This is a genomic window from Pseudomonas petroselini (genome assembly GCF_045037875.1).
Taxonomy (GTDB): domain Bacteria; phylum Pseudomonadota; class Gammaproteobacteria; order Pseudomonadales; family Pseudomonadaceae; genus Aquipseudomonas; species Aquipseudomonas petroselini.
This window is the reverse complement of record NZ_CP173614.1, coordinates 2,161,421-2,186,583: the sequence shown is the minus strand read 5'-3', so window position 1 is coordinate 2,186,583 and position 25,163 is coordinate 2,161,421. Positions and strand designations below refer to the sequence as shown.

Annotated in this window: 24 protein-coding genes; 3 read left to right on the top strand and 21 right to left on the bottom strand. The window is 61.5% G+C overall.

Annotation, left to right across the window (positions count from 1 at the left end; all coding sequences use genetic code 11):
* Positions 1-3: 3 nt before the first annotated feature.
* The 6 genes from ACI512_RS10155 to ppc form a co-directional block, all read right to left on the bottom strand.
* A complete protein-coding gene (locus ACI512_RS10155) occupies positions 4-831 on the bottom strand; it encodes an oxaloacetate decarboxylase (protein WP_236378906.1) in 828 nt (275 codons plus the stop codon).
* A 27-nt stretch (positions 832-858) separates the two neighbouring features.
* Entirely contained in the window at positions 859-1,719 is an 861-nt protein-coding gene (locus ACI512_RS10150) for a DUF72 domain-containing protein (protein ID WP_012722570.1), read from the bottom strand.
* Positions 1,719-2,009, bottom strand: a complete 291-nt coding sequence (locus tag ACI512_RS10145; RefSeq protein WP_012722569.1) for a hypothetical protein — start codon at positions 2,007-2,009, stop codon at positions 1,719-1,721. Before ACI512_RS10145 ends, ACI512_RS10150 begins: the two co-directional genes overlap by 1 nt.
* Positions 2,010-2,209: 200 nt before the next feature.
* A complete protein-coding gene (gene tsaB / locus ACI512_RS10140) occupies positions 2,210-2,893 on the bottom strand; it encodes a tRNA (adenosine(37)-N6)-threonylcarbamoyltransferase complex dimerization subunit type 1 TsaB (RefSeq protein ID WP_064054949.1) in 684 nt (227 codons plus the stop codon).
* Between the two features lie 89 nt (positions 2,894-2,982).
* Positions 2,983-3,630 (bottom strand): adenylate kinase, encoded by a 648-nt coding sequence (gene adk, locus ACI512_RS10135; protein WP_012722567.1) that lies wholly within the window; start codon positions 3,628-3,630, stop codon positions 2,983-2,985.
* A gap of 280 nt (positions 3,631-3,910) precedes the next feature.
* Complete coding sequence (gene ppc / locus ACI512_RS10130) at positions 3,911-6,538, bottom strand: phosphoenolpyruvate carboxylase (RefSeq protein ID WP_236378904.1); 2,628 nt, start codon at positions 6,536-6,538, stop codon at positions 3,911-3,913.
* 184 nt (positions 6,539-6,722) lie between these two features.
* Between ppc and ACI512_RS10125 the strand changes: the two genes are divergently transcribed.
* From ACI512_RS10125 to ACI512_RS10115, 3 genes are all read left to right on the top strand, one after another.
* On the top strand, positions 6,723-7,067 hold the full coding sequence (locus ACI512_RS10125; protein ID WP_236378902.1) for a pilin assembly protein: 345 nt from the start codon (positions 6,723-6,725) through the stop codon (positions 7,065-7,067).
* 288 nt (positions 7,068-7,355) lie between these two features.
* Positions 7,356-7,766 (top strand): DUF4398 domain-containing protein, encoded by a 411-nt coding sequence (locus ACI512_RS10120; RefSeq protein ID WP_173390380.1) that lies wholly within the window; start codon positions 7,356-7,358, stop codon positions 7,764-7,766.
* A gap of 55 nt (positions 7,767-7,821) precedes the next feature.
* Positions 7,822-8,607 carry an OmpA family protein gene (locus tag ACI512_RS10115; RefSeq protein WP_012722563.1) on the top strand — a complete coding sequence of 262 codons (786 nt, stop codon included), beginning with the start codon at positions 7,822-7,824 and terminating at the stop codon, positions 8,605-8,607.
* Positions 8,608-8,658: 51 nt separating this feature from the next.
* On the opposite strand, the gene ACI512_RS10110 is transcribed toward ACI512_RS10115, so the two are convergent.
* The 15 genes from ACI512_RS10110 to ACI512_RS10040 form a co-directional block, all read right to left on the bottom strand.
* Positions 8,659-8,970 carry a hypothetical protein gene (locus tag ACI512_RS10110; protein ID WP_064054947.1) on the bottom strand — a complete coding sequence of 104 codons (312 nt, stop codon included), beginning with the start codon at positions 8,968-8,970 and terminating at the stop codon, positions 8,659-8,661.
* Positions 8,971-9,087: 117 nt separating this feature from the next.
* Positions 9,088-9,414, bottom strand: coding sequence for a hypothetical protein (locus tag ACI512_RS10105; protein ID WP_064054946.1), 327 nt, complete (start codon positions 9,412-9,414; stop codon positions 9,088-9,090).
* Complete coding sequence (locus ACI512_RS10100) at positions 9,411-10,316, bottom strand: alpha/beta hydrolase (RefSeq protein WP_236378892.1); 906 nt, start codon at positions 10,314-10,316, stop codon at positions 9,411-9,413. Before ACI512_RS10100 ends, ACI512_RS10105 begins: the two co-directional genes overlap by 4 nt.
* A gap of 27 nt (positions 10,317-10,343) precedes the next feature.
* Complete coding sequence (locus tag ACI512_RS10095) at positions 10,344-11,621, bottom strand: flavohemoglobin expression-modulating QEGLA motif protein (protein ID WP_012722558.1); 1,278 nt, start codon at positions 11,619-11,621, stop codon at positions 10,344-10,346.
* A 21-nt stretch (positions 11,622-11,642) separates the two neighbouring features.
* The gene (locus tag ACI512_RS10090; RefSeq protein ID WP_236378890.1) at positions 11,643-12,191 is read right to left on the bottom strand and encodes a hypothetical protein; all 549 of its coding nucleotides are present in this window, start codon (positions 12,189-12,191) and stop codon (positions 11,643-11,645) included.
* Positions 12,192-12,207: 16 nt separating this feature from the next.
* Complete coding sequence (locus ACI512_RS10085) at positions 12,208-12,924, bottom strand: TetR/AcrR family transcriptional regulator (protein ID WP_080567166.1); 717 nt, start codon at positions 12,922-12,924, stop codon at positions 12,208-12,210.
* A gap of 106 nt (positions 12,925-13,030) precedes the next feature.
* Complete coding sequence (gene lysS / locus ACI512_RS10080) at positions 13,031-14,533, bottom strand: lysine--tRNA ligase (protein ID WP_231809241.1); 1,503 nt, start codon at positions 14,531-14,533, stop codon at positions 13,031-13,033.
* Between the two features lie 94 nt (positions 14,534-14,627).
* A protein-coding gene (prfB, locus tag ACI512_RS10075) for a peptide chain release factor 2 (RefSeq protein WP_236378888.1) occupies positions 14,628-15,723 on the bottom strand; the annotation gives its coding sequence in 2 pieces (ribosomal slippage) (positions 14,628-15,650 and positions 15,652-15,723; 1,095 coding nt in all).
* A gap of 888 nt (positions 15,724-16,611) precedes the next feature.
* Positions 16,612-17,613, bottom strand: a complete 1,002-nt coding sequence (locus ACI512_RS10070; protein ID WP_012722554.1) for a diguanylate cyclase — start codon at positions 17,611-17,613, stop codon at positions 16,612-16,614.
* Positions 17,614-17,662: 49 nt separating this feature from the next.
* Entirely contained in the window at positions 17,663-18,673 is a 1,011-nt protein-coding gene (locus ACI512_RS10065; RefSeq protein ID WP_064054940.1) for a chemotaxis response regulator protein-glutamate methylesterase, read from the bottom strand.
* A complete protein-coding gene (locus ACI512_RS10060; RefSeq protein WP_236381410.1) occupies positions 18,670-20,940 on the bottom strand; it encodes a hybrid sensor histidine kinase/response regulator in 2,271 nt (756 codons plus the stop codon). Before ACI512_RS10060 ends, ACI512_RS10065 begins: the two co-directional genes overlap by 4 nt.
* On the bottom strand, positions 20,937-21,638 hold the full coding sequence (locus ACI512_RS10055; RefSeq protein ID WP_236381408.1) for a chemotaxis protein CheW: 702 nt from the start codon (positions 21,636-21,638) through the stop codon (positions 20,937-20,939). Before ACI512_RS10055 ends, ACI512_RS10060 begins: the two co-directional genes overlap by 4 nt.
* Positions 21,635-22,894 carry a protein-glutamate O-methyltransferase CheR gene (locus tag ACI512_RS10050; protein WP_236381407.1) on the bottom strand — a complete coding sequence of 420 codons (1,260 nt, stop codon included), beginning with the start codon at positions 22,892-22,894 and terminating at the stop codon, positions 21,635-21,637. The genes ACI512_RS10055 and ACI512_RS10050 overlap by 4 nt, the downstream gene beginning before the upstream one ends.
* A complete protein-coding gene (locus ACI512_RS10045) occupies positions 22,891-23,403 on the bottom strand; it encodes a chemotaxis protein CheW (RefSeq protein ID WP_236381404.1) in 513 nt (170 codons plus the stop codon). The genes ACI512_RS10050 and ACI512_RS10045 overlap by 4 nt, the downstream gene beginning before the upstream one ends.
* Positions 23,403-25,025, bottom strand: a complete 1,623-nt coding sequence (locus ACI512_RS10040; protein ID WP_012722548.1) for a methyl-accepting chemotaxis protein — start codon at positions 25,023-25,025, stop codon at positions 23,403-23,405. The genes ACI512_RS10045 and ACI512_RS10040 overlap by 1 nt, the downstream gene beginning before the upstream one ends.
* Positions 25,026-25,163: the final 138 nt, after the last annotated feature.

Sequence of the window (25,163 nt, the reverse complement as noted above, 5' to 3'; positions counted from 1 at the left end):
GGCTTAGTCCTTGAAGAACTGGTTGGCCTGGCTGAACGGCATCTTGCGCTCGGTAAAGGTGAATGTGCCCAGCTCATACACTTCCTGGGCTGCACGATAGAACTCACCGTAGGCCGCCAACGCCAGGGCCGAGCCGACGCTGATCCGTCGCACGCCCATCTCGCTGAGCTGCGCAACGCTCAGGCTCAAGCCGCCGGACATCAACACATTCACCGGCTTGGGCGCCACTGCCTTGACCACCGCCAGCACTTCCTCGGCACTGCGCAAGGCCGGCGCATACAGCACGTCGGCACCGGCCTCGGCGTAGGCCTGCAGGCGGCGGATGGTGTCGGGCAGATCCAGGCGGCCGTGCAGGAGGTTTTCCGCACGGGCCGTCAGGGTGAAGGGGAATGGCAGGCTACGGGCGGCGGCAACGGCCGCTTCCACACGTTCTACGGAAAGGTCAAAGGGATAGATCGGGTCGACGGCGACGCCCGTGGCATCTTCGATGGAGCCACCGACGATCCCCGTGGCGGCGGCACGCAGGATGGTCTGGGCGCAACCTTCGGGGGTGTCGCTGAAGCCGTTTTCGAGGTCAGCCGCCACCGGCAGCGCCGTGGCCTTGGCGATCATGCCGGCATTGATCAACGTGTCTTCCAGGGACAGCGCCCCTTCCGCATCCGGGCGCGCCAAGCTGAACGCGTAGCCCGCACTGGTGGTGGCCAGCGCTTCAAAACCCAGGCTGGCCAGCATCACGGCGGAGCCTGCATCCCACGGGTTAGGCATTACGAAGGCGCGGTCACGCTCATGCAAGGCCTTGAAGGTTTCGGCGCGAAGGGTTTGCGCATCCATGTCTGGCTCCTGGCGGGAAAAGGAGCCCTAGAGTAACCCCAGTTGCTCCACTTCGGGGGTACGATCCAACGTGGGCAGTGGCGGCAGCCCAGGTAGGCGCGCCATCAACTGGTCGTGGAAACGCAGGGCCAACTGCGCGGCGAGACGGTTATCCGAGGTGTGCAGGAACACATAGGGCGTACGGCCTTCTTCGATCCAGCCGGCGACTTTTTCCACCCACGGGACCAAAAACGGATCGTTGGCTTCGAGTTCGGGATGGCCGATAAAACGCACTTGGGGGAACTGCGTCAGCGCCGCCGGCCGTGGTGGCACCTTGGGCTTTTTCGATTGGGCGTGCAGCACGGCGGCTGAAGTCGACGTGCAACTGAAGAGTGCACGAGGGTCCAGGCAGATGCGTTCCACGCCCCGGTCACGCAACAAGCGGTTGAGCATGCGCTCGGCATCGCCCTTGGCGAAGAATTCCTGATGGCGTACTTCTACGGCCATTGGCCGCTCCAGGCCATCAATGAAACCGGCCAATTCCCCCAGACGCTGCGGTGTGAACGTCGCGGGCAGCTGCAACCACAGCGGCGATACCCGCTCACCCAACGGACTCATCAAGCCCACAAAGCTTTCCGCTGCCGGGAGCTGCTCAATCAGGTTGCCGCTGTGGCTGATATCACCGGGAAACTTGGCCGTGAAGCGAAAATCCTCGGGCATGATCTCGGCCCAGCGTTGCACGGTGGCGGCCGACGGGCGAGCATAAAACGTGGTGTTGCCTTCAACGGCGTTGAAAACCTGGGAGTAGAGCGCAAGGTAGTCGCTGGAACGGGCATCGGCGGGGTACAGGTACTCGCGCCAGGCGTTTTCACTCCAGGACGGGCAACCCAGGTAGTAAGGCAGACGCATCAGATGTGGATGTCGAGGCCCAGCACTTCCATATCCCATTCGACAAAGCCGGCGGTGGTCAGGTAGCTGGCCAGGGCGGTGGCGACACTTCTGCTCATTGAGCGTGGGAAGACCATGTCTTGCTGACGGGCGGGAAGACCGCTGATACGTGATTGAGCGTTGGACTGCGCATCGGGCTGGACTTCGATGAAGTCCGGTGAATCTTCGACGGACTCGTCTACCGTGACGTTGGCCTTACGCGGCTTACGCTTGATGGGGTAGGACTGTGAGGAAAAGCCGTCTATACGCATCGATGCGAACTCAGTATCGGTGATGGCATTTTAGTGGCGCAATCCGTAACGCGCAAATGCTCTGGTGATAACTAGAACACATAATTTGAAAAAGGTTTAAAACGGGGGGAAAATTCTGACGATTGGTGCAGATTAGAGGCGTGTTCGGGATTTTTAGGGCTGCTTCGCAGCCCGGCGCGGGGCAAGCCCGCTCATTACAGTTACAGGCCGCGTTCGGCCTTGGTCTGCGCCACTTTATCGCGCAGGTACACAGGTGCGGCCTGATCTGCGGGAATCGCCTCGCCACGCTCAAAAGCAAAACGAGCCAACGTCAGCAGGTCCTCGGCATGAGGCAACATCGCTGCGTCCTGGCCCACCAACGGCACCGCGATGCGCTCACCATAACCCCAACCGGTGCCCGCACCGAACCAGTCGCCGCTGGCGTCGGCAGGCAGCACCGATGACTCCGGCGGCTGCACGGCTTCAACACCGACCAGGCGCATCTCTCCCGCTGTTTCGCGGTAGCAACCCCAATACACTTCATCCATGCGCGCATCGATGGCCGCCGCAACCTGCTGGGCGCCATGTTCACGCAAGGCGCGCTGGGCCAGCACGGCGAGGTTGGACACCGGCAACACCGGACGCTCCAGCGCAAATGCCAGGCCCTGCACCACGCCGATGGCGATACGCACGCCGGTAAAGGCACCCGGCCCACGGCCGAAGGCAATGGCATCGACCGCAGCCAGCGTAGTACCGGCGTCTTCGAGCAGTTGCTTGATCATCGGCAACAGCTTTTGCGCGTGCAGGCGCGGGATCACCTCGTAGTGGCTCGTTACCTTGCCATCGTGCAGCAGGGCAACCGAGCAAGCTTCAGTCGCGGTGTCCAGGGCCAGCAGGGTGCTCATCGGTGTAGGTGTCCAAGTCGAAAAAAAGTGCGCCAGTATAAACAACAACGGCCCGCAAGCGGGCCGTTATCCGTGAAGCCGTCGAGGGATCAGCTCAGTGCTTGCAGCACTTTGGCAGTGATCGCTTCGACCGAGCCGACGCCAGGAATGTGGCTGTACTTCGGCTTGCCCTGGGCAGCGGACAGCTTCTGGTAGAAATCCACCAGCGGCTTGGTCTGGGAGTGGTAGACCGACAGACGATGACGCACAGTTTCTTCAGTGTCGTCTTTGCGCTGCACCAGGTCGTCGCCGGTCACATCGTCCTTGCCTTCAACTTTTGGCGGGTTGTAGACGGTGTGGTACACGCGGCCCGAGGCTTCGTGAACACGACGACCGGCAATGCGCTGGACGATCTCTTCATCTTCAACCGCGATTTCAACCACGGCGTCCAGCTCGACGCCGGCCTTCACCAGGGCTTCAGCCTGGGGAATGGTGCGCGGGAAGCCGTCGAACAGGAAACCGTTCTTGCAGTCTTCCTGGCTGATGCGTTCCTTGACCAGGTTGATGATCAAGTCATCGGACACCAGGCCACCGCTGTCCATCACGCTCTTGGCGATCAGGCCCAGCTCGGTGCCCGCCTTGACGGCCGCACGCAGCATGTCGCCGGTGGAGATTTGCGGAATGCCGAATTTTTCAGTGATGAACTTTGCCTGAGTACCTTTACCGGCCCCGGGAGCTCCCAGCAGAATGACGCGCATCGATGTGCTCCTCAATTTTTTTATAGAGATGACGCTCGGATTCGCCGCGGGGGGCCAATCGCGTAAAAATAGAATTCGGGCCGCCCAAACGGCCAAAGGCTGATCAAGATACACAGCAGGCCTTAACCACACAAGCCGCCAAAAGTCGCAGGAACCCGCGCCGTGCATGCGTCATAGGTAGGGTGTGCCTGAGTGCAACCCGGCCTCGTAAACGCCGACCGCCCTTTTCAGGGCGGCCGTCGTGGTTTATCTGCAAGCCGTTGAGAACACGCAAAAAACCTTAGCCGGTGTTACGCAAACCGGCAGCAATACCGGCCACGGAGACCAGCAGCGCCTGTTCCAGAGGGCTGTCTTGTGCCGCTTCCTGCTGACGGGAGCGCGCCAGCAACTCGGCCTGCAACAAGTGCAAGGGGTCGAGATAGGTGTTGCGCAGGCGGATGAACTCCAGGGTGTCCGGACTGTGCGCCAGCAGTTGCGACTGGCCAGTCAGGCCAAGCACCACGCTGCACGCCTGCGACAATAGGTCGCGCAAATGCGTCCCCAAGGGCAGTAAGTCTGGCTGCACCAGGCGCTCGTCATACAGGCGGGCGATATCGGCGTCGGCCTTGGCCAGCACCATTTCCAGCATGTCGATGCGGGTACGGAAGAATGGCCACTGCTCGCGCATCTGCCCCAGCAGTTCGCCTTCGCCGCGCTCCAGGGCCTTGCTCAGCGCGGCCTCCCAGCCAAGCCAGGCCGGCAGCATCAGGCGGGTCTGGGTCCAGCCGAAGATCCACGGGATCGCGCGCAGGCTTTCAATCCCGCCCGCACGTCGCTTGGCCGGGCGACTGCCCAGCGGCAAGCGGCCCAGCTCCTGTTCCGGCGTGGACTGACGGAAATACTCGACGAACTGCGGATTTTCCCGCACCACGGCGCGGTAAGCACTGACACCGTCTGCCGCCAATTCGTCCATCAAATGGCGCCAGGCCGGTTCAGGAGGCGGTGGTGGCAACAGCGTCGCTTCCAGTACCGCCGCCAAATAGAGGTTGAGGTTCTGCTCGGCGATATCCGGCAAACCGAACTTGAAGCGGATCATCTCGCCCTGTTCAGTGGTCCGGAACCGTCCTGCCACCGAACCCGGCGGCTGCGACAGGATCGCCGCGTGGGCCGGGCCACCGCCACGACCGACGGTGCCACCGCGACCGTGGAACAACAACAGTTCCACTTGCTGCTCGCGGCAGATATCCACCAGCCGCTCCTGCGCCCGGTACTGCGCCCAGGCGGCGGCGGTGGTGCCGGCGTCCTTGGCCGAGTCCGAGTAGCCGATCATCACTTCCTGCGGGCCCTGCAAACGCGTGCGATAGCCAGGCAGCAGCAACAGTTGCTCGATCACCGGGCCGGCGTTATCCAAGTCGGCCAGGGTTTCGAACAGCGGCACCACGCGCCTCGGCCGTTGCACGCCCGACTCTTTAAGCAGCAGTTGCACCGCCAACACGTCCGACGCAGCGCCGGCCATGGAGATGACGTACGAGCCCAACGATGCGGCGGGTGCGGCGGCGACTTCCTTGCAGGTGTTGAGCACTTCGGCAGTATCCGCCGACGGCTTGAAATACCCCGGCAGCAGCGGTCGACGATTGGCCAGCTCTTTCATCAAGAAGCTGATGCGCACCTCTTCATCCCAGTCTTCGTAACGCCCCAGGCCGAGGTAATCGGTGATTTCAGTCATGGCCGCCGAATGACGGCTGGAGTCCTGGCGCACATCCAGGCGCACTAGGAACAAACCGAACGTCACCGCACGCCGCAGGCAGTCGAGCAGCGGCCCGTCGGCGATCACGCCCATGCCGCACTCGTGCAACGACTGGTAGCACAACTCCAGCGGCTCCAGCAGGTCGCGATTGTTTTGCAGCACCTCGGCGGGCGCTGGCGTGCTGCTGCTCAACGCCGTGTGTGCCCACTGGCGCGTGGCCCGCAGGCGTTCGCGCAGTTGCTTGAGCAGAGCGCGATAGGGTTCGACGCTGTCGCCGACCTTGGCTTGCAATGCCGGGCTGGCTTGCTGCATCGACAGCTCGGACGCCAGGTGATCGATATCACGCAGGTACAGGTCGGCCGCCATCCAGCGTGCCAGCAACAGCACTTCACGGGTGACCGGCGCGGTGACATTCGGGTTGCCGTCACGGTCGCCGCCCATCCACGAAGCGAAGCGGATCGGCGCCGCCTCGAGCGGCAAGCGCAGTCCAGTGGCGGCGTGCAGGGCCTGGTCGGCCTTGCGCAGGTAATTGGGAATGGCGTGCCACAGGGAATGTTCGATCACCGCAAAGCCCCACTTGGCCTCGTCTACCGGGGTGGGCCGGGTGCGGCGGATTTCTTCGGTGTGCCAGGCTTCGGCGATCAAGCGTTGCAGGCGCTGGCGAATCTGCTCGCGCTCTGCGGTGGTAAGGTCACGGTGATCCTGCAGCGCCAGTTGGGCGGCAATGGCATCGTATTTCTGGATCAAGGTGCGGCGCGCCACCTCGGTCGGGTGCGCGGTGAGGACCAATTCAATTTCCAGGCGCCCCAACTGGCGGGCCAGGGACTCGTTGCTGTGCCCTTCGCTTTGCAGGCGGGCGAGCAATTCCGGCAATACGCGGGACTCAAAGGGTGCCGGTTGCGACTCATCGCGCCGGTGAATCAGTTGGTATTGCTCGGCGATATTGGCCAGGTTGAGGAACTGGTTGAACGCCCGGGCGACCGGCAGCAGTTCGTTTTCCTGCAACTGATTGAGGCTCGCGCTCAATTCATCGCCGGCCCCGCGTCGGTCGGCCTTGGCGCCTTTGCGGATCTGCTCGATTTTGTCGAGAAAAGCATCGCCGTACTGCTCTCGAATGGTGTTGCCCAACAGCTCACCCAGCAGGTGAACATCCTCACGCAAGCGTGCATCGATATCACTCATCAGCCAATCTCCAGCCAGAAATCCGGGACGCGCAGGTCTGTCAGAGTGCCGCTGGCGTCGATTTATGACAAGACTTTAAACCTTGTGAGTTGCAGCTAGTCTCAACACTGAGTCGCCTGCGTTTATCCATGCAGCGACTGGTCACTCATCACCGCCTGCCATCACGGGCTTTATTGAGGTTGCCATGAAAATCCGAGAACTGGCCCAGCATTGGGAAGAGAACGCCAAGGGTCGCTTGACCAAGACCGAGTACGCCATCCACTTGGATGTGGAGTCTGCCGCGAGGCTGGCGGCCATCGCCGAAATGTACCCCAAGCGCAACACTGAAGAACTGCTCGGCGAGCTGATCGGCGCCGCCCTCGAAGAGCTGGAAGCCAGCTTTCCGTACATCAAGGGCCAGCAGGTGATTGCCACCGATGAAGAGGGCGATCCGTTGTATGAAGACGTCGGTCCTACCCCTCGCTTCCTGACGCTGTCGCGGCGTTATCTGCATGATATGTCCGCCAGCAGCGACGAACAGAAGCACTGATACGACCCCGCCAAACCCTTGTACGCCGGGCACTTCACGCGCCCGGCGTACCGCTGCGCAACGCAGAAGTTCCAAGTTTTTTATGCTGACCGATCAGTCAGATATTTTTTTAGGCAAATCGCCATCTTCTCTGAACTTTTGAAAAAAGCCTCCGGTCACAGCCAGTAAGCCATCACTTGGAACGGCCGTTTGAAAGGGCTTCTGCTGCTTTATCGCCAGGTCCTCAGCCGCACTCCAGTGACATGGATTTAAATGTTTTTCAGGAGTTATCCAATGGAGTTGAAGACGATGAAGACCAGCACTGCCAAATCCTCGTTTAACCACCTGCGCGGGCTCAAATTGGCCGCGCTGGCAATCGGCACCAGCTTCGTTCTGGCGGGTTGCGCCGGCAATCCTCCGACCGAGCAGTACGCGGTGACCCAGTCCGCAGTCAACAGCGCTGTCAGCGCCGGCGGCACCGAGTACGCAGCTGTAGAAATGAAGTCGGCCCAGGACAAGCTCAAGCAAGCCGAGATTGCCATGCACGACAAGAACTACGACGAAGCCCGTCGCCTGGCTGAACAAGCCGAGTGGGATGCTCGCGTCGCCGAGCGTAAGTCCCAGGCCGCCAAGGCTGAACAGGCTGTGAAGGATTCCCAGAAGGCTGTTGATGAGTTGCGTAAGGAAGGCATGCGCCCGGCTGCTATCCAGCAGAAGTAAGACGCCCCCCTTGACCGCATCGCACCTGATATCGAATTGAAAGGACGACACGACTATGCGTAAACAATTGATGATCCCTGCCCTGCTGGCGATGAGCGTTGCACTGGCGGCCTGCTCCACCCCGCCGAACGCGAACCTGGAAAACGCACGGACCAACTTCTCGGCCCTGCAAACCAACCCGCAAGCCACCAAGCTGGCGGCGCTGGAAACCAAGGACGCCAGCGAATGGCTGGACAAGGCTGACAAGGCCTACCGCGATAAGGAAGACGAGAAGAAAGTCGACCAGTTGGCCTACCTGACCAACCAGCGCGTTGAAGTGGCCAAAGACACCATCGTGCTGCGCGAATCCGAAGCCAAGCTGAAAAACGCCGGTGACGAACGCGCCCGCGCCCTGCTGGACGCCCGTGATGCACAGATCAAGCAACTGCAAGACAGCCTGAATGCCAAGCAGACTGATCGCGGCACCCTGGTAACGTTCGGTGACGTGCTGTTCGCTACCAACAAGTCCGACCTGAAATCCAGCGGCCTGGTGAACATCACCAAACTGGCTCAGTTCCTGCGCGACAACCCGGACCGTAAAGTGATCGTCGAAGGCTACACCGACAGCACCGGTTCCGACTCGTACAACCAGAGCCTGTCCGAGCGCCGTGCGGCTTCGGTACAACGCGCACTGGCCCAACAGGGCGTGGATATCTCGCGCATCGTGACCCAGGGCTATGGCAAGGAATACCCGGTTGCCGACAACGGCAGCGTATCGGGCCGTGCCATGAACCGCCGCGTTGAAGTGACCATCTCCAACGACAACCAGCCGGTCAAGCCACGGTCTTCCGTTGCTAACTGATTGATGCTGGAATAAAAGAACCCCACCGGACGGTGGGGTTTTTTTTGCCTGTCAGCCACCGACCTTACGACCGTTGTCACTGTCCGGCATCATCGCTTCCATGCCCTGGCGCCCGCTCATCATCTTGCGAAGTTGCTCAGGGTCCATCTCACCGCCGGAACCCTCCGAACCACCGGAACCAGAAGAGCCACCACTGCCTTGGGCACCCCCACTGCCCCCCAGCATTGCCATCAGCTTCTTGAGCAGTTCCTGGTCTACGCCGCCCTTAGCTTTCGGCTCCTCAGGACCTTTGGCGCCACCCTGATCAAGGCTGTTCTGGCCATTGACCATGCCCATTGCTCTGTCGATTGCACCAATCGCCATATCATTCTCCTGGAATCATTCGTAATTTTTGTCAGCAAGGCTGACAGCTCATTCAGTGGCTTCTTACACGAAACGGTTCCAGGATTTATGGCCAGGCAGCGGCGGCCGAGGCATAGATTACTGCTGTAACTGTGGGGTCTCCTGACCCAGGCAACGCACGGCCTGCTTCTTGTTGTTGACCAGCACGCCGCTCAGGCCTTTCTGCTCGGTATCGAACATGACCAGCACCCCATCGACGCACTGCGCCACTTGCGCGGCCGGCGTCAGCGAGATCTTGTAGTCCTCGCCCGGCACCGTCTTGAGCAGGGTGAAATCGCTGAGCAACAGCGCATCTTCCGGTTTGGCGAAGTGCAGGTAACCGTAGTACCACAGGCAACCGACGGTACCGATGATGGTGCCGATACCGGTGAGGATCAGCGGGATCATGTTGCGTTCTTCGCTCATTGCGGGCTCTCTGATGAATCAACGTTAGAAGTGGGGTAGTTCGGAATTTCGCCCAGCCGCCGCAGGCCGTTGAAGTGCTGCGGGTCATCGAGGTAACGCAGCATCACGGTTTGCCAAGTCTTGTCGGCAAAGGTCTGTACATGACCGCCTCGGGTCAACTGCAGCACCCTGGGCGGCGGTGCGGCCTGGTACAGGCGAATGCCATTGGCCACGGGCACGATCGGGTCATCCAGGCTGTGGAACAACAGCTTCGGCACGCCGGTCAGCTGAGGCATGGCATGGATCGCGCTGTCGGCGTCCGGTACCAGCCAGGACAACGGCACCTGAAACGGCCATGTTAACCAGGAGGTGCTCAGGGCGAATTGTCCTACGTCACGATAACTGGCAGGCACGCCGTCCAGCACCAGCGCCTTGAGCCGGGATTGGCGCTCCGGGTGCGCGGCCAGGTAGTGCACCGCCAGCGCACCGCCCAGGCTTTGGCCCAGCACGATCAGCGGCTGGCCTTGGGTTTCAGGCGCTTTGTCGATCCAGGTGAAGGCCGCATCCACATCCTGATAGATCGCGGGCAGCGAGGGCTTGCCTTGCGACAAGCCGTAACCGCGATAATCCAGCAGCAGCACCTGGTAGCCCTGTTCGGGCAGCCACCAACTGCCACCCAAGTGCCAGGCCAGATTGCCACCGTTACCGTGCAGGTGCAGCACCGTGCCCTTGAGCGGCACACCAGGCTTGGCCGGCAGCCACCAGGCGTGGAGCTTCACGCCGTCGGCGGTGGTGAGGGTGACGTCGCGGTATTGCAGGTGCGCTTTTTCCGGCGTGAACGGCAGGCCGGGTTCGGGATAGAACAGCAATGAGCTGCAGCCGTTCAATGTGAGTAGCAGGCATAGAATGCCGAGGATTCTCATCCGTTGAAGCCTCGCGAATACCACGGTTTAAAGGATATTGGAGTAATCCGCCTCGATCCGATCCAGGCTCAGGTGGTTGAGGAAGTTGGAGAAACACATCCACGCCGCCAGCGCGTTCATGTCGCGAAACTGCTCGGGCAGGTACTTGGGCGGCACCACCAGGCCTTCGTCGACCAGTTGGCGCAGGGTGCGCATGTCTTCCAGGGTGGTCTTGCCGCAGAACAGCAGCGGCACTTGTTCCAGCTTGCCTTTGCGCACGGCCAGCTGGATGTAGTTGTAGACCATGATAAAGCCCTTGAGGTAGGACAGATCTTTGGTAAACGGCAGACCGGTCGGCACCGACCCTCGGAATACGCGACTGGCATTGCCGTAGCTTTCGGCCATCTCAAAGCCTTGCTCGCGGAAGAACTCGAACACCTGCAGGAAATCGGCACCCTCCTCCACCATATGGATCGCGCGGGTGCGGTTGGTCAGCTTGCGCAGGCGACTCGGGTAGGAGGCAAACGTGATGATTTCCATCAGGATCGCCAAGCCTTCCTGGGTCACGGTGGACGACGGCGGGCCCTTGGACAGGAAGGTGCAGATGGGCTGGTTCTGGCCATTGAGGGTGGTGCCCACGTGCACCAGGCCTTCATGCACTTCCAGGGCACGCACGTCGCGGTCGTTGAACATCGCGTCGGCGCGGATCTTGATGTAGTCCGCGCCCGCCGCCGCGTCGGCGACGATACCGTCGGACTCGAACACGCGGATGGTTTCTTCAGCCTCGCCGAATACTTTATTCAGGCGTGTTTGCAGCAGAGCGACGGCGTCCTTGGCGGTGAGCGTCTTGGCTTCGTCCTTGAGGTCGCCACGGCCGTCGATATTGTTCAGGTAGTCGGACAGCATCAGGCCCAGGTCGGCCAGGGTCGGGTCGCCGGCGTGGAACGCATCAGAGGCGGCGCCGTACAGTTCCTGGGAAATCAGGCCGAAATCCTCGGTGCCACGCGCTTCGAGCATGCGCACCACCATGCGATATTCCCGGCACATGCGGCGCATGATCTGCCCCACCGGGCTGAACTGGCCGAGCCGGCGGGTGATGTCGCGCTCGATGTTCTGGAACTCCAGCTTCACCGCGCTGGAGTCGAACGCCAGTGGCCGGTTGAGATAGTAATCACGGTCAACCGCCGGCATTTCCTTGCCTTTGGCCTTGAGGAACCCCTGACGAATGTTCTCGTCCCACTTCACGGCGTCGAGGACGCGAATCGGTGTTTGCGCCAGCACAATGCGATCAGACAAGGTGCGTATCGTCTGCTGGTAATCGTCCACCCGGTGCTTCCTCTTTAAACGTTATTTGCCCGCGCGCCGGTAGCGCACGGCCTCTACGAATACATCGGCATTGGCCGGGTCATCCAGGTAGGCAAACACCTGGTCCAAGGGGCTGTCGACCAGCACCCCGGCGCCTTCGACGGTTTCCACAGTACTGCCATGCAAGTTTTTTTGGCCTATCGCTTGATGAATCTGCTCAAGGTCGAGGGTGTAGACCACCAATTCGTGCTTTTCGCTGATTTCAAAACCCGCCAGGATGAAATGCCCGCCCAGTTTGGCCGGCAACGGCGCTGACAGGTACCAGCGGTTGCCATGGCGCGACACACTGAACAGGTACTCGTCACGCTGGCCTGGCTTGGCTGTAGGGTAGCTCACGGCCTTATAACGGTGCTCGCCGACGCGGGTGATGTGCAGGTTGAGCGGCTCGCCCCAGGCGTTTTTGCTGGTCCATTGGCCCAGCAGGGCCGGCGGCGCGGCTTCATGGGCCGGCAGCGGCTCCTTGAAGGCGACCAGGCAACCGCTGAGCAGCAGGAACGACAAGGCGATTACAACCAAACGCCAGGTTTTCATTGGACATCCCCCGGTGTCAGACCGAGGCCAACACCAAATGCATGTAACGCTTGAGGATCTCAAGCATTTCTTCACCGGTCAGAGGCTCTGCGCCGCCCAACAGGCCCTGATATTCCATCCGACTGATTATCGCCGTCAACACTTTGGCATCCTGTTGCGGCTCGCGGGAGCCCAACACCTGGAAAAACTGCCCGGTGCCCTGCAACAGAATTTGCTGATGGGAGCGCACCAGTTCCGCCAGGCGCGGGTTGAGCAAGGCTTCCTGGCGAAAAGCCTGTTCGGCCATCAGGTGTTCGCGACGGTTGGTCAATTGGCGTAGCACATAGTCGGCGGTCAGCCGCGCAATGTCATCGGCCAACTGCGAGCGCGAGGCGGGGCTGCCGTCACCATAGGCGACCATTTCACGCAGCAGGCCTTCGTTACGCACCCACAGCTTGCCCATGAACGCGGCACTGCGTTCAACGTATTGGGCAAACGTATCGGTGAGCAGGTCATCGATATCCTTGAAATAGTAGGTGGTGGCCGACAACGGCACCCCCGCCTCCGCCGCCACTGCCCGATGGCGCACAGCCCGTACGCCGTCACGCACCACGATGCGCATGGCGGCATCGAGAATGTCTTGCCTGCGCTGCTCGCTGCCCCGACGGCTGGCCTTGCGGCCCTGGTACTGGACGCTTTCAGCCACGGCAGCAGCAATGCCGGCGGCACCTTCTTGAGCCATTACGCGGTTCACGACACACATCCTTGAATAGATCAAAACCTGGCGCTGTTTGCTTGACGCTTATAAACGCCACATAAAAAAGCCGCCTTATAAAAGGCGGCTTCGGATTTCGCTACGGTTACGCTTGCGGCCGCATGTGCGGGAACAAGATCACGTCACGGATCGACGGCGAGTTGGTCAGCAGCATCACCAGGCGGTCGATGCCGATACCTTCACCGGCGGTGGGCGGCATGCCGTATTCCAGGGCGCGTACGAAGTCAGCATCGTAGTGCATGGCTTCGTCATCGCCGGCGTCCTTATCGGCCACCTGGGCCATGAAGCGCTCGGCCTGGTCTTCCGCGTCGTTGAGCTCGGAGTAGGCGTTGGCGATTTCGCGGCCGCCGATGAACAGCTCGAAACGGTCGGTGACGTTCGGGTTGTCATCGTTGCGACGGGCCAGCGGCGACACTTCGAACGGGTACTGAGTAATGAAGTGCGGCTGCTCGAGCTTGTGCTCCACCAGCTCTTCGAAAATCATCACCTGCAATTTGCCCAGGCCTTCGAAGCCCAGCACCTTGGCGCCGGCTTTCTTGGCGATTGCACGAGCCTTGTCGATGTCGTTCAGGTCGTCGGCGGTCAGCTCAGGGTTGTACTTGAGGATCGAATCGAATACCGACAGACGCACGAACGGCTCGCCGAAGTGGAACACCTTGTCGCCGTAAGGCACGTCGGTGCTGCCCAGAACCAGCTGCGCCAATTCGCGGAACAGTTCTTCGGTGAGGTCCATGTTGTCTTCGTAGTCGGCGTAGGCCTGGTAGAACTCCAACATGGTGAATTCTGGGTTGTGACGGGTCGAGACGCCTTCGTTACGGAAGTTGCGGTTGATCTCGAACACCTTCTCGAAGCCGCCAACCACAAGGCGCTTGAGGTACAACTCAGGCGCAATACGCAGGAACATTTCCAGGTCCAGCGCGTTGTGGTGGGTTTCGAACGGCTTGGCTGCGGCACCACCGGGGATGGTTTGCAGCATCGGGGTTTCCACTTCCAGGAAGTCACGCTGCATCAGGAAGCTGCGGATGTGGGCGATGACTTGCGAACGCACGCGGAAGGTCTGGCGCACGTCTTCGTTGACGATCAGGTCAACGTAGCGCTGGCGATAGCGCTGTTCGGTGTCGGTCAGGCCGTGGTGCTTGTCCGGCAGCGGGCGCAGGGATTTGGTCAGCAGGCGCACGCTGGTCATTTCCACGTACAGGTCGCCCTTGCCGGAACGGGCCAGGGTGCCTTCGGCGGCGATGATGTCGCCCATGTCCCAGGTTTTCACCGAGGCCAGGGTGTCTTCGGACAGGGTCTTGCGGTTGACGTAGACCTGGATACGCCCGGTCATGTCCTGGATCACCATGAACGAGCCACGGTTAAGCATGATGCGACCTGCCACCTTGACCGGAATCGCAGCCTCTGCCAGCTCTTCCTTGGTCTTGTCCACGTATTGCTTCTGCAAGGCATCGCAGTAGTTTTCGCGGCGGAAGTCGTTGGGGAAGGCATTGCCCTTGGCGCGCTCGGCAGCCAGCTTTTCCTTGCGCAGGGCGATCAGGGAGTTTTCTTCCTGTTGCAGGGCTTGCGGGTCGAGTTGTTGGTCGCTCATGTCTTTTGAAATTCCATCACAGGTTCGTTGCCCCCAGCCTTCGGCTGGGGATCGCCGGGCAAGGACGCTGCGTCCCCCCGGCTCCTACAGTCTTTTACAGGCCCGATTTCAGGCTGGCTTCCAGGTATTCGTCGATATCGCCGTCGAGCACTTTGTCACAGTCGCTGCGTTCGATGTTAGTGCGCAGATCCTTGATCCGCGACGCATCGAGCACATAAGAACGGATCTGGTGACCCCAGCCGATATCCGACTTGGTGTCTTCCAGCGCCTGGGAAGCGGCGTTGCGCTTCTGCATTTCCTGCTCGTACAACTTGGCCCGCAGCATTTTCATGGCGGTGTCCTTGTTGGCGTGCTGGGAACGTTCGTTCTGGCAGCTGACCACGGTGTTGGTCGGTACGTGGGTAATCCGTACGGCCGAGTCGGTGGTGTTTACGTGCTGACCACCGGCACCGGAGGAGCGGTAGGTGTCGATACGCAAGTCGGCCGGGTTGATCTCGATTTCCACCTTATCGTCGATCTCTGGCGAGACGAACACGGCGGAGAACGAGGTATGGCGACGGTTGCCGGAGTCGAACGGGCTCTTGCGCACCAGACGGTGAACGCCGATCTCGGTCCGCAGCCAACCAAAGGCGTACTCACCCTTGATGTGCACGGTCGCGCCTTTGATACCCGCGACTTCACCGGCCGACAGCTCCATGATGGTTGCGTCGAAACCGCGCTTGTCGGCCCAGCGCAGGTACATGCGCAGCAGGATGTTGGCCCAGTCTTGGGCCTCGGTGCCGCCGGAACCGGCCTGGATGTCCAGATATGCGTTGTTCGGGTCCATTTCATGGCTGAACATGCGACGGAATTCAAGCTTGGCGAGGTGTTCCTCGAGACGGGCCAGCTCGGCGACGACATCGCCCACTGCGCCTTCGTCGTTTTCTTCGACGGCCATGTCCAGCAGGTCACGGCAATCACCCAGGCCGGTGTTCAGCTCATCGAGGGTGTCGACGATCTGTGCCAGCGCAGCACGCTCGCGGCCCAGCTCCTGGGCGTATTCAGGTTTGTTCCAGACAGCCGGATCTTCAAGCTCGCGATTGACTTCGGTCAGACGCTCATGCTTTTGATCGTAGTCAAAGATACCCCCGAATAGTTTCGGAGCGCTCGGACAGGTCCTTGATGGTGTTAAGGATCGGGTTGATTTCCATGGCGGGCAGCACTCGTTGGCGAACTTTTGAAAGCCGGCGAGTATAACGGCAAACGGGGGGGAGCGGCAGTCCGCTGGGCGAAAAGGCGCGGGGCTGGATCATTGGAGTACATATCCATTCCTGCGGTAACGGCCACTATTGGTTCCGCTCTCACAGCGGCTCACTTTTGAAGAGCGCAAAAGTAAGCAAAACGCTCTTGCCCCAACACTCGGCACCTCGCTTAGGCTCGGTGTACCCGTAATCCGACAGCGATTTGGGGGCCGCCGCCACGCGCCATCCATGGCGCGGGGCGGCTAAACCGGCATCCCTGCCGGTTTACCCCCCAAATCCCTGCCGAATTCCGGCCAGCGTGTTTGACGGGGCGCCTAAGATCAAGATCAAAAGCCAGATCAAAAGCAGGGCAAAAGTAGGGCAAAGCAGGCTGATATCTACCTGATGTATGCAGTTCAAACTGTGGGAGGGGGCTTGCCCCCGATGGCAGTGTGACAGCCACAGATGCATCAACTGACACACCGCCATCGGGGGCAAGCCCCCTCCCACATTTTTAACCCAGTAACGCACCCCCAACCCCGGTCGGCTCTAAGGCCGCCGCGCTTTTGCTTTTGATCTGAGGCGCCCCGTCAAACACGCTGGCCGAACGCAGGCTTGAATCCGTGGGTAACCCGGCAGGACGCCGGGTTAGCCGCGCTGGGCCAAGGATGGCCCATCGCGGCGGCCCACGGATTCAAGCCGGAGTGAGGGTACACCGAGCCTAGGCGAGGTGCCGAGTGTTGGGGCGAAGCGTTTTTTGGTTACTTTTTGCGCTTTTCAAAAAGTGACCCGCTGTAAGAGCGGAACCATTAGTGGCCGTGACCGCAGCAACGGATATGTACACAGAAGCACTCAGCCCTACTCAATCCCCACCTGATTGCGCCCATTATGCTTAGCCGTATACAACCCCTTATCCGCCGCCACAATCACCTGCCGACAATCCGTCCCCTGCTGCGGCGTCATGGTCGACAGCCCAATACTGATGGTCAGACTCGACCCCTCAGTCGGCGCGATATGCGGAATTTTCAGCGCGGCAACCGCCATCCGCAGCTTCTCAGCCACCAACCGCGCCCCGCCCGGCGAGGTATTAGGCAATACCAGTGCAAACTCTTCCCCCCCATAACGCGCCGGCAGGTCCGAAGGCCGACTGCTGGCCTCACGAATGGTCGCCGCAACCTTGCGCAACGCCTCGTCACCTTCGACATGCCCAAAACTATCGTTGTAGGTCTTGAAGAAATCCACATCAATCATCAACAACGACAGCTGAGTCTGATCACGCATGGCACGGCGCCATTCCAGTTCCAGGTACTCGTCGAAATGGCGACGGTTGGACAGCCCCGTGAGGCCATCGGAGTTCATCAGCCGTTGCAGCACCAAGTTGGTGTCCAACAGCTGCTGCTGGCTGACCCGCAACGCGCGATAAGCCGCATCCCGTTGCAATAGGGTCATGTAGGAGCGCGAGTGATAGCGGATGCGCGCCACCAGCTCGATGTTGTCCGGCAGCTTGACCAAATAATCATTGGCCCCGGCCGAGAACGCTGCGCTCTTGATCAGCGGGTCTTCCTTGGTGGAAAGCACGATGATCGGGATGTTCTGCGTGGCCGGGTGGTTACGGTACTCGCGCACCAGTGTCAGGCCGTCCAGACCTGGCATCACCAGATCCTGCAGGATAACGGTCGGCTTGATACGGATTGCCTGGGCAATCGCCTGGTGTGGGTCGGCGCAGAAGTGGAAGTCGATATTTTCTTCATGGGCCAGGCCACGCCGCACGGCTTCACCGATCATGGCCTGGTCGTCGACCAGCAACACCATGGCGGCGTTTTCGTCGGTCTTGATGTCGTCGATCTGTAAATCATTCATGTGCAGTCACCTGAATTACTGCCTGCAAGCCAGCCGCGAGAGGTCATGTTCATTTGGCAAAGACCTCCAGCAACCGGGGCGCAATTCTATCCAGTGGGCGAATTTCAACAGCAGCATCGATCGCCGCCGCCGCTTTGGGCATGCCATACACCGCCGAGCTTTGCTGATCCTGGGCGATGGTCAAATAACCTTGTTCACGTAGCAATTTGAGGCCCTGGGCCCCGTCGCGCCCCATGCCGGTCAGCAGCACACCGACGGCATCGCCATTCCAGTGGCTGGCCACGCTTTCGAAAAACACATCGATCGACGGCCGGTAAATCTCGTTCACCGGCTCTGCCGTATAGGCTAGCGTGCCATTCTTCAATAAACGAATGTGGTGGTTGGTGCCGGCCAGCAGCACCACGCCGCTTTGCGGTGGCTCGCCTTCGCGGGCCAGGCGTACCGGCAGGCCCGAGGCGCTGCTCAACCACTCGGCCATGCCCGCCGCGAACACTTGGTCCACATGCTGCACCAGCACGATGGCGGCTGGAAAGTCGCGAGGTAAACCCTTGAGCAGGATTTCCAGGGCAGCCGGACCACCTGCCGAGGAGCCGATAGCCACCAGGCTTTGACGTTTGCCGGATGCGCGCGCCGGCACGGTTTCGGCGCGCACGCGGCTGCCGCGCTGGCCGATCAGCCAGCCGATATTGAGGATCTTGCGCAGTAACGGCGCCGCCGCATCCTTGGGGTTGCCCACGCCGAGGGGCGGGGTGTCCACCACGTCCAGGGCGCCGTGGCCCATGGCCTCGAACACCCGGCTCACGTTGGCCTGGCGGTCGACGGTCACGATAACGATGGCGCACGGCGTCTCGGCCATGATCTGGCGAGTGGCTTCCACGCCGTCCATCACCGGCATGATCAGGTCCATCAGGATCAGGTCCGGCGTCAGTTCGGCGCAGCGTTGCACCGCTTCCAGCCCATTGCTGGCCACCCACACCACTTGGTGCGCTGGCTCGAAGCTCAAGGCGCGGCGCAAGGCCTCCACTGCCAGGGGCATGTCATTGACGATCGCAATCCTCATGCCCGTGCGCCTCCGATCAGTTCCACCACGGCGTCCAGCAGGGCGTCATCGTGGAAACTGGCTTTGGCTAAATAATAGTCCGCACCGGCGTCGAGTCCTCGACGTCGGTCTTCTTCGCGATCTTTGTAGGACACCACCATCACCGGCAACGATTGCAGGCGACTGTCACGGCGCAAGAGTGTGACCAATTCAATACCGTCCATGCGGGGCATATCAATATCAGTGATCAACAGGTCAAAGTCTTCGGAGCGCAAGGCGTTCCAGCCGTCCATGCCATCGACCGCCACGGCCACTTCATAACCACGATTAAGGAGCAATTTGCGTTGCAGCTCACGCACGGTCAGCGAGTCGTCGACCACCAGCACGCGCTTACGCGGGGCCTCGGTGGTTTGTTGGCTGCGCCGCGCAATACGTTCCAATCGGCCGGTGTTAAGCAGTTTGTCCACCGAACGCAACATGTCTTCAACGTCGACGATCAACACCACCGAGCCATCATCCAGCAGGGCACCCGCGGAGATATCCTGGACCTTGCCCAGGCGATCATCGAGCGGCAACACCACCAGCGTACGCTCACCGATAAAGCGCTCCACGGCAATCCCGTACACCGTATCGCGCTCGCGGATCACCACCACTTTCAGCGTTTCTGACGGACTCTGCCCCGCCGGGCGCTGCAACAACTGGCTGGCAGCGACCAGGCCCACATGCCGGCCCTCGTGCCAGAAATGCTGGCGACCTTCCAATTGCACGATGTCATCGGGCGCGAGGTCACACATGCGTTCGATATGCGCCAGCGGGAACGCATAGGCTTCCTCACCGACTTCCACCACCAAGCTGCGTACCACCGACAGGGTCAACGGCACCTCAAGGTGGAAACGACTGCCCTGCCCCGCCGTCTGCTCCAGCACCACCGCGCCGCGCAGTTGGCGGACCATGTGCTGCACCGCGTCCAGGCCCACGCCGCGCCCGGACACTTCGGTGACCGTGTCACGCAGGCTGAACCCCGGCAGGAACAGGAACGTCAGCAACTCTTCTTCGCTCAGGCGCAGGGCGGTTTCGACCGGTGACAGGTGCCGATCGACGATGGTACCGCGCAGGCGCTCCAGGTCGACGCCATTGCCGTCATCACTGAGCTCCAGCACCAGCAAACCGGCCTGATGGGAGGCACGCAGGCGGATCAAGCCTTCAGCCGGCTTGCCCGCCAGCAGGCGTTGCTCAGGCATTTCGATGCCGTGGTCGACGGCATTGCGCAACAAATGGGTGAGCGGCGCCTCAAGTTTTTCCAATACGTCACGGTCGACCTGGGTCTTTTCGCCCTCGATCTCCAGGCGCACTTGCTTGCCGAGGCTGCGGCCGAGGTCGCGCACCATGCGCACTTGCCCAGCCAATACATCGGCAAACGGGCGCATGCGGCAGGCCAGTGCGGTGTCATACAACACTTGGGCGCGCTGCCCGGCCTGCCAGCCGAACTCGTCCAGCTCGGCGTGCTTTTCCGCCAGCAAGGCCTGGGCTTCGCTCAACAAACGGCGCGTGTCGGCCAGGGCTTCCTGGGCCTCGAGGCTCAGGACCTGGGTCTTGAGTTGCCCGTCCAGCGTATCCAGCGCCCGTATCCCCTGGCTTTGAATGCGCTTGAGGCGTTGCAGGCTGGCCAGGTACGGCTTGAGCCGCTGGGTTTCCACCAGGGATTTGCTCGACAGGTCCAGCAGGCTGTTCAAGCGCTCGGCGGTGACGCGCAGTACGCGTTCGCCGCCTTCGGTCATGCGCTTGCCTTGACGCGGCGGCTCGCTGGTCACCGGCGGCGCGGGTTCGGGTTCCGGCGGCAGTTCTTCGACGACGGGCGCTGGCTCCGGCGGTGGCGGCGCGACGTTGACAGGCGCCTGGGACGGATCCAGCAGACGCTCCATCAACGCGACGTAGGCCTCGACATCAGCCGGCCCGACGTCATTGCCTGGCGTGGCGATGCGCATCAGCAGATCAGTGCCTTGCAGCAGCGCATCGATATGTTCGGGTTGCAGGTACAGGCGGTTTTCCTGGGCGCTGACCAGGCAATCCTCCATGACGTGGGACACGCTGACCCCGGCATCCACCCCCACGATGCGCGCGGCGCCCTTGAGCGAGTGCGCCGCGCGCATGCAGGCTTCGAGCTGGTCCGCCTGGGTCGGGTTGCGTTCCAGGGCGAGCAGGCCCGCGCTCAACACCTGGGTCTGCGCATCGGCTTCCAGGCTGAACAATTCCAGCAGCGAGGCATCACGCATCTGGTCGGGGGTCATGAGAGGCTCCGGGTCACGGCGGACAACAATTGCGCCTCGTCCAGCCAGCGCAGACTCCGGCCTTTCCACGGCAATACACCCTGGGTAAAGCGCGCGCTGGCCTGGGTGCCGGACGCCGATGCGGCCTTCAAGGTGCGCTCATCGATGGCATGGATGCCGTCGACTTCATCCACCGGCACCACCACCGGGCCATCCTGTGCGGCAATGATCAACATGCGCGGCATGATGCGCCCGCCGGTGGCACCGCTGCTGGTGGCGTCCAGGCCCAACAGTTCCACCAGCGACAAGCACGCCACCAGCGCGCCGCGCACGTTGGCCACGCCGAGCAAGGCGCGGGAACGTTGATGCGGCAGGGAATGGATCGGTTGCAACGGCGCGACTTCCACCAGGCAGCGTGTAGCGATGCCCAGCCACTCTTCGCCGAGGCGGAACATCAAGAGCGAACGGGTGACCACCTCCGTGTCGACTTCGGCCGCCGTCTGCGGGCGTCGGTCGTCCTGCTGCAAGGCGTAGCGGTCCAGCAGACGCGTGGCGGCGGCGGAATACACCGAGCAGTTACGGCAATGGATATGGTCAGCCAATAATGGGCAGGACTTATCGCCATGGATGCCGATGCGGTTCCAGCAGTCGTCGATGGCTTGCGTGTCGGCCAGGGTCAGGTCCAGGCCGGTGGTGTCGAGCGCCTCGGTGTTACTCATGGTTTGGACTCACTGTCGGCTCGCTCGCTACGGGCGGCTCGCGCCTGCAGACGGCGCGCGCCCGCACTGTCGCCCCGGGACTCGAGCAACGCGGCCAAGTGCATCAAGGCCTGCGGGTGCTGGGGTTCCAGGTACAAGGCTTTTCGATAATAGCCCTGGGCTTCCAGGGCACTGCCGGCCACGTCGCTGAGCAGCCCCAGCCAGTAAAACACCTGGGCGGCCGGCGGGTGGCTGTTCAAATAGCCTTCACACGCGGCCCGAGCCTCAGCACTTTTGCCTTCGTTGGCCAGGGTGGCGATCCGGCTGAGCAAGGTGCCTGCATCGGAGGGCGTAGCCTTGATCGGTAAAACTTGGGCGCTGACGGTGCTGAACGGCCGTGGTTTAGCTGAAATCGGCGCAGTGCTGCGCGGAGGCGTGGGAGCCGGCGTCGGTATAAACGTTGGCTCGGGCAGCTGCGGCGAGCCCTGCCGGCTGAACGCAAAGGACTGCGGCACCCCAATCGAACGCATGCCGTGGCGCCCCAGCAGGCTGCCTTCGGCCGGGCCGATAAACAGCACACCGTCCACGTGGGTGAGGCCTTTGAGCACGTCGAAGACTTGTTTCTGGGTGGGCTGGTCGAAGTAGATCAGCAGGTTGCGGCAGAACACGAAGTCATAGGCGGCCTCATTAACCAGCAGCGCCGGGTCAAGCAGGTTGCCGACTTGCAGGCGCACTTGTTCGCGCACCCGATCGGCGATGTGGAAGCCGTCGCCGTATTCAGTGAAGTGGCGGTCACGGAAGGCAATGTCACCGCCGCGAAAGGAGTTCTTGCCGTACACCCCGCGTCGCGCACGCTCCACCGACAGCGGGCTGACGTCCATCCCCTGTACCTTGAACTGATGCGGCGCGAGGCCCGCATCGAGCAGCGCCATGGCAATCGAATAGGGTTCTTCGCCGGTGGAGCACGGCAGGCTGAGGATGCGCAATGCGCGCATCTGCTTGATATCGACCAGGCGGGCCTTGGCCAGGCGCGCCAGGGTCGCAAAGGATTCGGGGTAACGGAAAAACCAGGTTTCGGGGACGATCACTGCTTCGATCAGCGCTTGCTGTTCGTCCTGGGAGCTTTGCAGGTGCTGCCAGTATTCGCCCGGCGTGGGTGCCTGGACGATCTGGCTGCGCTGGCGCACGGCGCGCTCGATGATGGCTTCGCCCACCGACGCAACGTCCAGGCCGATGCGCTCTTTAAGAAAGGCAAAAAAACGCGGGTCGTTGCTCATACGCTCAGCTCGGCAGAAAACAGCACGGCGCGCACGTCATCGGTCAGCAGGTCGTTCACACCGATCCATTGCATCAGGCCCAGCGCATCTTCGCGCACCGGCCCCAGGTAGGGTGCCTGGCGGTTGGCCAGGCCGTAGGGCTGGAACTCGGCGGGGTCGCAACGCAGGGTGTCGGTGGCCTGCTCCAGGATCAGTCCCAGCCAACGCGCTTGGGACCCGGCGTCGGGTTGGTAATTGACCAGCACCAGCCGCGTGCTGGTGCGGGCCTGGGCCGGGTTGCCGAAGGTCAAGGCGCTGAGGTCAATGACCGGCACCAGCGCCCCACGATGGGCAAAGATCCCGGCGACCCACTGCGGTGCATGGGCAATGGGTTTCAAAGGCAGGCGCGGCAGCACTTCGGCCACTTCCGTAGCCTTGAGGGCATAGCGTTCCTGGCCGATATGGAACACCAGGAACAACGCCTTTTTCGCTGCCGGGACGGCGCCGCGTTTAGCCGCGAGTTCGCTCATCAGACTTTGAAACGCGACACGCCGCTGCGCAGACCCACCGCAACCTGGCTCAGTTCATCAATGGCAAAGCTGGCCTGGCGCAGGGACTCCACCGTCTGGCTGCTGGCATCGCCCAGTTGCACGAGGGCGTGGTTGATCTGCTCGGCGCCGGTGGCCTGGGCCTGCATGCCTTCGTTGACCATCAACACCCGCGGCGCCAGCGCCTGTACTTGGTGGATGATCTGCGACAACTGCTCGCCCACTTGCTGCACTTCGAACATGCCGCGGCGCACTTCTTCGGAGAACTTGTCCATGCCCATCACCCCCGCAGACACTGCGGACTGGATCTCGCGCACCATCTGCTCGATGTCATAGGTGGCCACGGCGGTCTGGTCCGCGAGGCGGCGTACTTCGGTGGCGACCACGGCAAAACCGCGACCGTACTCGCCGGCTTTTTCCGCTTCGATGGCGGCGTTGAGCGACAGCAGGTTGGTCTGGTCGGCCACCTTGACGATGGTCACCACCACCTGGTTGATATTGCCGGCCTTCTCATTGAGGATCGCCAGCTTGGCGTTGACCAGGTCGGCCGCGCCCATCACCGAGTGCATGGTCTCTTCCATGCGCGCCAGTCCTTGCTGGCCGGAGCCGGCAGCCACCGACGCCTGGTCGGCGGCGGTGGACACTTCGGTCATGGTGCGAACCAAGTCCTTGGAGGTGGCTGCGATTTCGCGCGACGTGGCACCGATCTCAGTGGTCGTCGCGGCCGTTTCAGTCGCGGTGGCCTGTTGCTGCTTGGACGTGGCGGCAATTTCGGTCACCGAGGTGGTGACCTGCACCGACGAGCGCTGGGCCTGGGACACCAGGGCCGTGAGCTCGGTCATCATGTCGTTAAAGCCGGTTTCGACGGCGCCGAACTCGTCCTTGCGCTCCAGGTTAAGGCGTTTGCTCAGGTCGCCGTCGCGCATGGTTTCGAGGATATCGACGATGCGTTGCATCGGCGCCATGATCGCGCGCATCAGCAACAGGCCGCACAGCCCGGCAGCCAAGATGGCGATGAGCAGCGATACGGCCATGCTGATCTTGGCCGACAGTACCGCCTCGTCGATCGCCGCCGTCGCCCGGTCAGACACGTTCTTGTTTTCAGTAATGATGTCGTTGAGCTTCATGCGCCCTTCGGTCCAGATCGGCGTCAATTGCTCCTCGAGCAATTGATTCGCGCCCGGCAGGTCATTGGCTTCAACGCGTTCCAGCACCTGGGCCAGCACTTTGTTGTAGTTGATGTGCGCCGCCTTGAAGTTATCGAACTCCATGCGGTCAGCTTGGCCATGAATGGTTTTTTCGTAGTTGGCCATCTGCTGTTCAATACGCGCTTCGAACGACTTGTAGTCGTTCTTATCGGTATTGGTGAAGGTTTTGTCGTCGCGCAGGCCGATGATGTCGATGGTCTGCAAATAGCTGTCGACCCAGGCGCTGCGGATCATCGAACTGAGGTAAACGCCCGGCACCGCGTCGTCCCGGACGGCTTCCTGGCTGGTTTCGATCTTCAGCAACCGTGAATAGGAGACCACGACCATTAACAGCATGATGGCGATAATGACCGCAAAACTTGCCAAGATGCGTTGGCGCAAGGTCCAGTTCTTCACAGTAATTCCTCGAAGGGCCATTCAAATGGAGGGGAGTATAGCTGAGGCAGTGCCATCGTTTATCAATGGGTTATCGGATAGAACGCCCGACAGGCAAAAAATCCTCGCGGGGTGATTGCCGCCCCCACCTACCTCAAC